Consider the following 273-nt stretch of genomic DNA (forward strand, 5'->3'; position numbering starts at 1 on the left):
TATGCGCCTGTGTACTGGCGAGATATCGGCTTGCCATAAAATGAGAAAAAGCGCTTACCTGTGCAGATGGCACAAGGTGAGCGCTTTTTGTTTCAAATCATTTTTTGCCCGTTGATTTCCAGGGCAAATGTTTGGCCAAGTACTTTGGCAGCTTCCCGGCACAGGCGCATACGGTCGAGAAAAATCTCAAAATAATCCATCAACGCGCAGGACGATGTATCAATGCGCAGACGCAAGAGAATCGTCCCGTCGCTGACTTGTACCTGGCTTTCC

Annotated in this window: 1 pseudogene; it reads right to left on the minus strand. The window is 48.7% G+C overall.

The features are described from left to right. Positions 1 to 92 precede the first annotated feature (92 nt). A pseudogene (locus H6B10_RS16195) lies at positions 93 to 273 on the minus strand (phosphohydrolase); the annotation flags it as partial.

It is taken from the genome of Gemmiger formicilis, from assembly GCF_016901605.1.
Lineage (GTDB): Bacteria > Bacillota > Clostridia > Oscillospirales > Ruminococcaceae > Gemmiger > Gemmiger formicilis_B.